General features: G+C 25.9%; 11 protein-coding genes. All 11 read left to right on the top strand.

Annotation, left to right across the window (positions count from 1 at the left end):
* Window positions 1-44: 44 nt before the first annotated feature.
* Complete coding sequence (gene rsmG, locus SCULI_RS05330; protein ID WP_025363607.1) at window positions 45-740, top strand: 16S rRNA (guanine(527)-N(7))-methyltransferase RsmG; 696 nt, start codon at window positions 45-47, stop codon at window positions 738-740.
* A 16-nt stretch (window positions 741-756) separates the two neighbouring features.
* Window positions 757-1,527 carry a ParA family protein gene (locus SCULI_RS05325; protein WP_025363606.1) on the top strand — a complete coding sequence of 257 codons (771 nt, stop codon included), beginning with the start codon at window positions 757-759 and terminating at the stop codon, window positions 1,525-1,527.
* Window positions 1,517-2,389 carry a ParB/RepB/Spo0J family partition protein gene (locus SCULI_RS05320; RefSeq protein WP_025363605.1) on the top strand — a complete coding sequence of 291 codons (873 nt, stop codon included), beginning with the start codon at window positions 1,517-1,519 and terminating at the stop codon, window positions 2,387-2,389. The genes SCULI_RS05325 and SCULI_RS05320 overlap by 11 nt, the downstream gene beginning before the upstream one ends.
* Window positions 2,379-2,564 carry a DUF951 domain-containing protein gene (locus SCULI_RS05315; protein ID WP_025363604.1) on the top strand — a complete coding sequence of 62 codons (186 nt, stop codon included), beginning with the start codon at window positions 2,379-2,381 and terminating at the stop codon, window positions 2,562-2,564. Before SCULI_RS05320 ends, SCULI_RS05315 begins: the two co-directional genes overlap by 11 nt.
* A 2-nt stretch (window positions 2,565-2,566) precedes the next feature.
* Window positions 2,567-3,664 (top strand): redox-regulated ATPase YchF, encoded by a 1,098-nt coding sequence (ychF, locus tag SCULI_RS05310; RefSeq protein WP_025363603.1) that lies wholly within the window; start codon window positions 2,567-2,569, stop codon window positions 3,662-3,664.
* Between the two features lie 93 nt (window positions 3,665-3,757).
* Window positions 3,758-4,225: a 2-C-methyl-D-erythritol 2,4-cyclodiphosphate synthase gene (ispF, locus tag SCULI_RS05305; protein ID WP_025363602.1), complete on the top strand. Its 468-nt coding sequence runs from the start codon at window positions 3,758-3,760 to the stop codon at window positions 4,223-4,225.
* 1 nt (window position 4,226) lies between these two features.
* Complete coding sequence (gene gltX / locus SCULI_RS05300; RefSeq protein WP_025363601.1) at window positions 4,227-5,663, top strand: glutamate--tRNA ligase; 1,437 nt, start codon at window positions 4,227-4,229, stop codon at window positions 5,661-5,663.
* 10 nt (window positions 5,664-5,673) lie between these two features.
* Window positions 5,674-6,867 carry an HD domain-containing protein gene (locus SCULI_RS05295; RefSeq protein ID WP_038648465.1) on the top strand — a complete coding sequence of 398 codons (1,194 nt, stop codon included), beginning with the start codon at window positions 5,674-5,676 and terminating at the stop codon, window positions 6,865-6,867.
* A gap of 19 nt (window positions 6,868-6,886) precedes the next feature.
* Window positions 6,887-7,324: a DNA-directed RNA polymerase subunit delta gene (gene rpoE / locus SCULI_RS05290; protein WP_025363599.1), complete on the top strand. Its 438-nt coding sequence runs from the start codon at window positions 6,887-6,889 to the stop codon at window positions 7,322-7,324.
* Window positions 7,325-7,382: 58 nt separating this feature from the next.
* A complete protein-coding gene (locus SCULI_RS05285) occupies window positions 7,383-8,978 on the top strand; it encodes a CTP synthase (protein ID WP_025363598.1) in 1,596 nt (531 codons plus the stop codon).
* Between the two features lie 175 nt (window positions 8,979-9,153).
* Entirely contained in the window at window positions 9,154-10,461 is a 1,308-nt protein-coding gene (locus SCULI_RS05280) for an ATP-binding cassette domain-containing protein (protein WP_025363597.1), read from the top strand.
* Window positions 10,462-10,530: the final 69 nt, after the last annotated feature.

Below are 10,530 nucleotides of genomic sequence, written 5' to 3'. Positions count from 1 at the left end.
TTAAAAAAGCGTATATTCGCTTTTTTTATTTGGGAGGCTTATCAATGAATTGAGATATTTTTGAAGAAAACATTACTAAAATTACTTCCCTACAGAAAGAGCAATTATTAAAATATATGAAAATATTGCAAGAGCAAAATAAGATTCATAATCTTACAAGGATTATTGATGATCAAGAAGTCTTTTATAAACATTTTTTAGATTCTTTATTATTTACTCAGAAAATCGAAATTACAAATCAAAGTATCATAGATATTGGTACTGGTGCTGGTTTTCCAGGGATTGTTCTAAAAATAATTTATCCAGATACAACCATTTATTTAATTGAATCAAATGGTAAAAAAATAAATTTCTTAAATCTAGTTATTCATGAATTGGGTTTAAAAAATATTTATGCTGTTAGTGCTCGTGCAGAAGAATTATCAATTGAAAAAAAAGAACAATTTGATATAGTTGTTTCAAGAGCAATGGCACCACTAAATGTTTTACTTGAATTGGGAGTTCAATTCTTAAAAGTTGGAGGACAATTCATCTGTTTAAAATCAAAAAATGTTGTTAATGAAATTTTAGAATTAAATAACAAAGAGAGTGATATTGGATTAAAATTATATGTGGAACAAAAACTAAATATAGAAAATGTTGGTGAAAGAGTTAATTTATTTTATAAAAAAATAAATTCAACAAATAATAATTATCCAAGATTATATTCACAAATTAAAAAGAAACCATTAGGTAAATAAGGATGGAGAAATTGAAATGGCAAAAATAATATCAGTATCAAATCAAAAGGGTGGTGTTGGAAAAACTACAACATCAATTAACTTAGCTTGTGGTTTAGCACTTGCAAACCAAAAAGTATTACTAATAGATATGGATCCACAATTTAATGCAACTACAGGAGTAGGCTATGAAATTGATAATGAAACTTTAAGTATGTACCATGTTTTTGTTGGTGACAAAACTTTACAAGAAGTAATTATTAAAGATATTAAACCAAATGTTGATTTAGCACCAAGCTCAATTGATGTTGCAGCAGTTGACTTAATTTTACTTGAACAAAAAAATAACAATCAAAATGTTTTAAAAGACCAAATTGAAGAAATTAAAGATAATTATGATTTCATTGTAATTGATTGTCCGCCAAGTTTAGGATTAATTAATAGAAACGGATTGGCAATTTCAGATACTGTTTTAATTCCAATTCAAGCAGAACACTATGCCATGCACGGGGTGGCTCAACTTTTAAGAACAATTAAAAAAGTAAAAGAAACTCTTAACAAGAATTTAACAATTGAAGGAGTTCTTGTAACTATGTTCGATTCAAGAACAAGATTGGCACATGATGTTTTAGAAGAAATTATGAAAACATTTGGACCAAAAGTTTATAAATCAGTTATTCCAAGAAATATTAAAGTTTCTGAATCTTCAATTGAAGGTAAATCAATTTTTGAATATGACAAGAATGGACCAGGTTCAGTTGCATACATTGAATTTGTAAAAGAGGTGTTGAAAGAAAATGGCCGCTAAGAAAAAATATAATTTTAAAGGATTAGATGATATTTTTGGGGAATCTGTTAGTGATATAGTTGGCGTTATTGAAAATGACAAAAACTTGAAAACAGAAAATACAAAAATGATAGATATAAATCTTTTAAAACCAAATCCACACCAACCAAGAAAAATATTTGAACAAGAAGAATTAAATGAATTAGCAGAGTCAATTAAAATTCATGGATTAATTCAACCAATTATTATTAATTCAAATAATGAAATTATTGCTGGTGAAAGAAGAACACGTGCTTCTAAAATTGCAGGATTAAAAGAAGTTCCTGTAATTGTTCTAAATGTAACAGATCAACAAATGGAAGAGTTTGCTATTATTGAAAACATCCAACGTGTTGATTTGTTAGATATTGAAGAAGCTGTTGCTTATAAAAAATTGTCTACAAATTTAAAACTGAAACAAGAGGAAATTGCTTCTAGAGTTGGAAAGTCAAGATCACATATTGCAAATATTATGAGATTATTGAATTTGCCAGAAAAAGTTCAAGAAGCAATGTTGGAGAAAAAAATAACAATGGGTCAAGCAAAACCTTTGTTATCAATTTTAAATAATGAAAAGCTATTGGATTTAGTTTTTGAAAGAATTTTAAAAGAGGATTTAACAGCAAGAGAAGTAGAAGGCTTAATTAAAAATCAAAATCAACCTTCATCATCAAATAATTCTAAGCCAACTAAAAAAGCTAACACAATTTATATTGAAAATAAATTGATGAGAACTTTGGGAACAAAAGTTACTATTGATAATGGAAAACTGACTATTAGATATGCAGATGATTCAGATCTAAATCGTATTTTAGAAGTAATGGGATTAATTGATGAAGATTAATATTGGAGACAAAATAATTTTAAAAAAAGAACATCCAAGCCAAACTAAGGTATGGCATGTAATTCGAATTGGTTCAATTTATAAATTGCAATCAGTTTCAAATCCTAAAGTTATTTTAGAATTTGAAAAAGAAAAACTTATTAAACAAATTAAAAATATAGAAAGTGAAAAATAATTATGGGATTACAAGTTGGAATTGTAGGATTGCCAAATGTTGGAAAATCAACATTATTTAATGCAATTACTAATTCAAAAGTTGAAGCTGCAAATTATCCTTTTGCAACAATTGAACCAAACGTTGGAGTTGTTGAAGTACCAGATAAAAGATTAGATAAGTTAGCTGCAATCTTTAATAGTAAAAAAACAATTTATACAACAATTGAATTTGTAGATATTGCTGGTTTAATTGCTGGGGCAAGTAAAGGTGAAGGATTAGGAAATGCTTTTCTTGCAAACATTAGAGAGACAGATGCAATTTGTGAAGTTGTTAGATGTTTTGAATCAAAAGATATAACTCACGTTGAAGGTAGTGTTGATCCAATTAGAGATATTGAAATCATTGAACTGGAATTAATTCTTGCAGATGAAGCTAGTGTTAAGAAAAGATTGGCAAAAGTTGAACCTAAATTTAAATCTTCAAAAGATAAAACTATTATTGCAGAATATAATTTATTAAAAAAATGTGAAGAACAATTGAGTGAAGGTAAATTATTAAATAAGCTGGAATTTGATGAAGAAGAAATGATTTTAATAAAATCATTTCAATTATTGACAACAAAAAAAATAATTTATGTTGCAAATGTAGCAGAAGATGAAGTAACAAAAGATAATGATCATGTTCTTAAATTAAGAGAGTATGCTGCACAAAATAATTGTGAAGTTGTAAAAATTAGTGCTCGTATTGAAGAAGAATTAAGTGAACTTGATCCAGAGGAAAAAGAAGTTTTCTTACAAGATGCAGGTATTGAAGAACCTGGATTAGAAGTTTTAATTAATGCGGCTTATAAAACTTTAGGCTTAAAAACTTATTTCACTTGTGGTCCTCAAGAAGCAAGAGGTTGACAATTCAAGGATGGTTACACTGCTCCTCAATGTGCTGGAATTATTCATACAGATTTTGAAAAGGGATTTATCAAAGCTGATGTTTATCGTTGTGAAGATATGTTTGAATATGGAAGTGAACAACAACTTAAAAATGCTGGTAAAGTTAGACTTGAAGGTAAAGGATATGTTGTTCAAGATGGAGATGTGTGTTTTTTCAAATTTAATAACTAAATTAAACTGTCTATGACAGTTTTTATTTTGCAAAAGCAATAAATCAAGTAATTATGCACAAATGGGTTATAATCTTTTTGTTAGAGGTGTAATATGTTTAGAACGGGAATTTCAAAAGATATTCATAAATTAATTGAGGGTAATTATATTACTTTAGCAAATCAAAATATTAAATGTGAATTTAAAGTAGATGCCTATAGTGACGGAGATGTTTTACTTCATGCAATTTGTGAAGCATTACTTGGTGCACTTGGTTTAAGTGACTTAGGAACTTATTACAATTCAAAAACAAAACCACAAGGTTTTAGTTCTTTAGAAATTGCACAAGATGTAATTCAACATTTACAAGAAGCAAATTATAAGATTTCAAATATAGATACTATTATAATTTTGGATAAACCCAATTTAAAAAAACATAAAGAACTTTTAAAACAATCAGTTGCAAATATATTTGATTTAGCATTAAATCAAATATCAATTAAAGCAACTACAAGTGAAAACACAGCCACTGATGTTATTGAAGTTATTTCAAATGTATTAATTTATAAAGGAGAGAATTAAAATGAAAAGATATAGACTAAGATATGCGCCATCTCCGACAGGTTATTTGCATATTGGAAATACAAGAACAGCATTAATGAACTTCTTATTTGCAAAGCATTATAATGGAGATTTTATTGTAAGAATTGAAGATACAGATCAAGAAAGAAATGTTGAAGGTGCATTAGAATCTCAATTTGATAATATGGATTGATTAGGTATTAATGCAGATGAATCATATTTAAAACCAAAAGCAGAATTTGGAGCATATATGCAATCAATGAAGTTTGAACGTTATCAACAATTGGCAAATCAATTAATAGCAGAAAAAAAGGCTTACAAATGTTGATGTACTCCTGAAGAACTTGAAGAGGATAGAGAAAGACAATTGGCAAAAGGAATTGTTGCACCACAATATAATCGTAAATGTTTAAATAATCAAGATGATTTAAATAATAGTGACAAGCCATTTAATATTAGATTTTTAGTGCCAGAAAATAAAATTTATAAAATAAATGATATTGTTCGTGGTGAAGTTGAGTTTAATTCAAAAGAAATTGGAGATTTTGTAATTTTAAAATCAAATGCTATTGCAACATATAATTTTGCAGTTGTTGTTGATGATGTTGATATGCAAATCACTCATGTAGTTCGTGGTGAAGAACATATTTCAAATACCCCAAGACAATGTATGATTTATGAAGCATTTGGATGAGATGAACCAGCTTTTTGTCACTTAACTTTAATAGTTGATGATACTAAAAAGAAATTATCAAAAAGAAGTGGAAATGCAGTATTTTTTATTTCTCAATATCGTGAACAAGGTTATTTGCCTGAGGCATTATTTAATTACATTGCTTTACTTGGTTGAAGTCCAAAAGTTGAACAAGAAATATTTACTATTGAACAATTCATTGAAATGTTTGATGAAAAACGCTTCTCAAAATCTCCAAGTACTTTTGATATGGTAAAAATGAAATGAATTAATAGTCAGTGAATGAAAAAACTTAGTGAAGATGAATATTTTGATTTTACAAAGAAATTTATTGATACATCAAGATTTGATATAGATTCAAAATCAACTGAATGATTAAAAAATGTTTTGATGCTTTATAAAAAAGAATTAGAATTTGGAGCTCAAATTAATGATCACTTAGATATGTTCTTTAATAATTTTGAGCTTTCACAAGAAACAAAAATAACATTAGAACAATTTAAAGATATTAAGGAAATGATTGAAGATTTAAAAGTAAAAATTGAATCATTACAAAATTTTGATGAAGAAAATTTAAAAGAATTAATTAAACAATTAGGAATAGATCATTCTAAAAAAGGAAAAGAATTATTTATGCCAGTTAGAATATTTACAACAAAATCTGAACATGGTCCTGAATTAGCAAAAACAATTTCATTATTAGGAAAAGAAAAAGTAATTGAAAATATCAATTCAATCTTATAGAGGTGATTTAATGGACAAATTTATTAGAGATAATGTACATGGCGACATTCACATTAAAGATTCTGTGATAAAAGAATTAATTGATACTAAGGAATTTCAAAGATTAAGAAGAATTATTCAACTTGGTGGAGGACAATTTGTTTTTCCAGGAGCAAACCATACAAGGTTTTCACATTGTATTGGAGTATACTGTGTTATTAATAAGTTTTTAGCTAATGAAAAAATTTCAAATGCTATTAGTGAAAAAGAGGCTTTAGTAGTTCAAATTGCTGGATTACTTCACGATATTGGTCATGGTCCCTTTTCACATACATTTGAATCAATTTCAAGTCAAGCACATGAACAATATACAATTGATATTATTATTGGAAACACACAAATCAATCAAGTTTTAAAAAGTCACAATATTGATCCTCAAGAAGTGGCTTCAATAATTGAAGGAAAACATAAAAATAACATTTTAAATCTATTAGTTTCTTCTCAATTGGATGCAGATAGATTAGATTATTTATTACGTGATTCAATCAATACTGGAGTTGATTATGCAAACTTAGATATTGAGTGAATTATTAGAAATGCAAGTATCTTTGAAAATAAAATGGTATTCAAAATAAAAACTTTAAATGCTTTAGAACACTATTTATTAGGAAGATATTATATGTTTAAACAAATTTATAATCATAAAGTTTCACAAGCATTTGATATTACATTTACTAATTGATTTACAAGATTAAAAGACTTGTATTGATCAGGATTTAAATTTAAAAATCAATTTATGATTGACACTTTAATTGATTTAATTGAAGAAAAAACTTGTGATTTAAATAAATATAATCGTTTAGATGATTACACAATGATTGAGTTTATTAAATCATCAATAGATGAACAAGATGATATCCTTGCAAAATTATCACAAATGTTAATTAATAGAAAATTTTTAAAAATTTCAAGTGAGCTTTCAAACGAACAATTTGAAAAATTAAAAGAAAATTATAGTATAGAAGAACAAAAATACTATTTTACTATTATTAAAAATGAAAAATTCAATATTTATAAATCAAATGATGCAAAAAAAGATGAAAAGATCTATTTATTAAAAAATGAGCAATTATTTGAAATAACTCAAATTTCTGAAATATTAGAGATTTCACCAAAAAATATTGAAAAAAATGTGTTTGTTTTTATCAATGATAATGTAAAATAAATTCTATGGGGGAAAACATATGGCAAATATACCTACAATCGATTTAGCTTTCGAATATTTACAAAAAAATAAAGGTGATGCAAGTTTTGAAGATATTTGAAACTCAATATCAAAAGATATTGTTGGTTCAAATGAAGATAAAAATGAGATTATTGCTGAATTATACAGTGATTTAGTTTTAGATAATAGATTCGCACTAACTTCTGATGGTAAATGGGGATTAAGAGATTATTTAAAGTTTGATGACATTAAAAAACAATATGATTATGTTGACAAATTCGAAACAACAGAAGAATTTGAAGATATTGATTCATATGTTTTTGATGACTCAGATATTACTGGAAAATTAGGTAAAGCAAAAATAATGTTAGATTCAAGTAATGACGACGATGACGATGAAGAAACAGATACTGAAGATGATATTTCAATCGACATGGATGATGATTACGACGATTAATCAACTTATAATAAAGTAGTTTTTAACGACTACTTTTTATTTTTAGGAGGATAAAAAGATGACAAAATATATATTTATTACTGGTGGAGTGGTTTCTGGACTTGGAAAAGGAATTACTGGAAGTTCTTTAGGAGTATTATTAAAGAATTCTGGGGTTAAAGTTTTCATGCAAAAATTTGATCCATATTTAAATATAGATCCAGGTACAATGAATCCCATTGAACATGGAGAAGTTTTTGTAACAGACGATGGTGGAGAAACTGACCTAGATTTAGGACACTACGAAAGATTTATTGATGAAAACTTATTTAAAGTTTCATCAACAAGTGCAGGAAAAATTTATTCAGAAGCTTTAGAAACAGAAAGACTTGGTAAATATGAAGGGAAAACAGTTCAAGTTATTCCTCATATTACAAATTTAATTAAAGAAAAAATTTATAAAGCTGGAGAAAAAAGCGGAGCAGACGTTATTATTAGTGAAATTGGGGGAACTGTTGGAGATATTGAATCTCAACCTTTTATTGAAGCAATTCGTCAAGTAAGAATGGAAAAAGGCCATGAAAATGTTATGTTTATTCACGTAGCACTTTTACCATATTTAAGAGTGTCAGGAGAATATAAAACTAAACCAATTCAACATTCAGTAAAAGAAATGCTAAGTTTAGGAATTCAACCTGATGTAATTGTTGCAAGAACTGAAGGAATTATTGAAGATCGATTAAAAGATAAAATTTCTTTATTCTGTAATATTCCAAATGAAAATGTAATAGTTTGTCCTGATGCAGATTCAATTTATAAAGTACCATTAATTTTAAAAGAAACAAATCTTCATGATATTGTGGCAAAACAATTGCAATTAAAATTAAATACTTTAAATATTTCAGATTGACAAAAATTTGTTGAAAATATTGATGCTTCAAAAGAAGAAATTAAAATTCATATTGTTGGAAAATATGTTGAACTAAGTGATGCATATTTATCAGTAATGGAATCTTTAAAAATTGCTGGATATGATATTAATAAAAAAATTAAATTTGAATGAGTTAATGCTCGTCATTTGACAAAAGAAAATATTCAAGCAAATTTAGAAGGAGCAATCGCTATTTTAGTTCCTGGTGGGTTTGGTGAATCTGGAGTTGAAGGAAAAATCTTGGCAGCAAATTATGCTCGTGTTAATAATATTCCTTATTTGGGAATTTGTTTAGGAATGCAAATTGCATGTATTGAATTTGCTAGAAATGTTTTAAATTTAAGTGATGCTCATACAACAGAGTTAGATCCTAATACAAAAAATCCTATCATTGATATTATGGAAGGAAAAGATCGTGAAAATATTGGGGGAACTTTAAGATTGGGAAGATATGTAACTGATTTAGTTGAAGGGACTCTTGCCAAAGAATTATATGGTACAAATCAAGCAATTGAAAGACATAGACATCGTTATGAATTTAATAATGACTATAAAGAAATGTTTGAAAAAGCAGGAATGAAGTTTTCTGGAATATACCAAGAAAAAGACCTTGTAGAAATTATTGAATTGCCAGAACATAAATTCTTTATTGCAGCTCAATATCACCCTGAATTTACTTCAAGACCAAATAAACCAAATGCTTTATTTAAAGGATTTGTACAAGCTGCAAGTAAAAATAAATAAGAAAAATAATGAAAATGCAGTGGTATTTATAAATACCACTGCATTTTACTTTTACAAGTAATAGCTTTTGGCAATGTAACTAATTTTGAAATCAAAAATTATTATGTGTTATTTTTTATTACTTTTTATATAAATTCTGGGGTATATAATATAAACATTAAGAAGAGTGAAAAAAATGAAAAAAATTTTGAAGTTAAATTATAAAAGATTATTAAATAGATGATATATCATTGCACCTATTTTACTTTTTACATACTTTCCATTATTTGCTGATATATTAACATTTTCTGAAGAAAAATTTTTATCTAATATCACACCAATTTGAAGCAATATACAATTAAACGTAGGAAATTTGTTAATTATATTAATAATGGTCATTTATCTATATAATGATTATTTAAATGGACTATGAACTTATACTACAAGTACAAATATAAAGCCTAGAAAAATAATATTTAGCTATATGTTAACTGGCCTGATCATTTGTTTTTTTAATGTTTTTATTCAATTTTTTTGAAAATTATTTTATTATCATAATCAAATACATGATTATGGAGTTATTTTATTTATGTATGATTATTTATTTGATAACATTATTTTTATAATATTTATTTTAATGTTTTTATTTTATAAATTACCTGCTAAACGTGATTTATCAATTATATTTATTTGTGCAAATATAGCATTTAATTATTTTCAAATATCTCTACTTATATCTACAATGGTAGATAGCTATATAGTATATTTGATTGTCAGTTTTATTCCTATAATTAATATTTATTTATTAAATTCATTAAATCCCCATTTTTGAATAGTAATTTTATTAACATTAATAACAATTTGTGTATTTTTATTTCTATTTTTATATTCAAAAAAACAAAATAATTCAATTGATGAAATAAATATAAAGTTAAAAGTATCTTCATTTTTTACATTAGAAGTTAATCATTTAAAATTAAATAAAAATGATGTAATTGGAATTGTTGGAGAAAATGGATCAGGAAAATCAACATTTATGAAATGCTTATATTTATATTTAGACACTAAAAACATTTCTAAACCAAATGAATATAAATATGATGTTTTACAACAAATAACAAATTTAGGGATGCTCAAAAATTTTGATATAGCAGATATGCTTAAAAATAATGCAAAAAGTGATATTGATTTACTAAAACTTTTTAAAGATTACAAGTTGCACAATTATAAAAACCATTGTTATTCAAAAATGTCACCAGGTCAACAACAAAGATTTAAATTCATGTTATTAGAAATATTCAACAATGATATTTTAATCTTAGATGAGCCATTTAATTTTTTAGACAATAAATGAGAAAAGCAAATTGGTGAAAAGATTAAAGAGTATAAGAACAAATATCGAGTAATTTTTATCATAAATCATGATCTTGATATGATTAAAAGTTATTGCAATAGAATTATTGAATTTGAAGATGGTCAAATCATAAAAGATCAAAACTTATAAGTTTATTCGATTTTTTCATATTCCCTTAAATATACACTATAAAGGTTGTATAATAAGACTTGGGAGGAA

Origin of the sequence: Spiroplasma culicicola AES-1 (genome assembly GCF_000565175.1) — a bacterium.
Classification (GTDB): domain Bacteria; phylum Bacillota_I; class Bacilli_A; order Mycoplasmatales; family Mycoplasmataceae; genus Spiroplasma_A; species Spiroplasma_A culicicola.
This window is presented reverse-complemented; position numbering and strand designations above follow the sequence as displayed.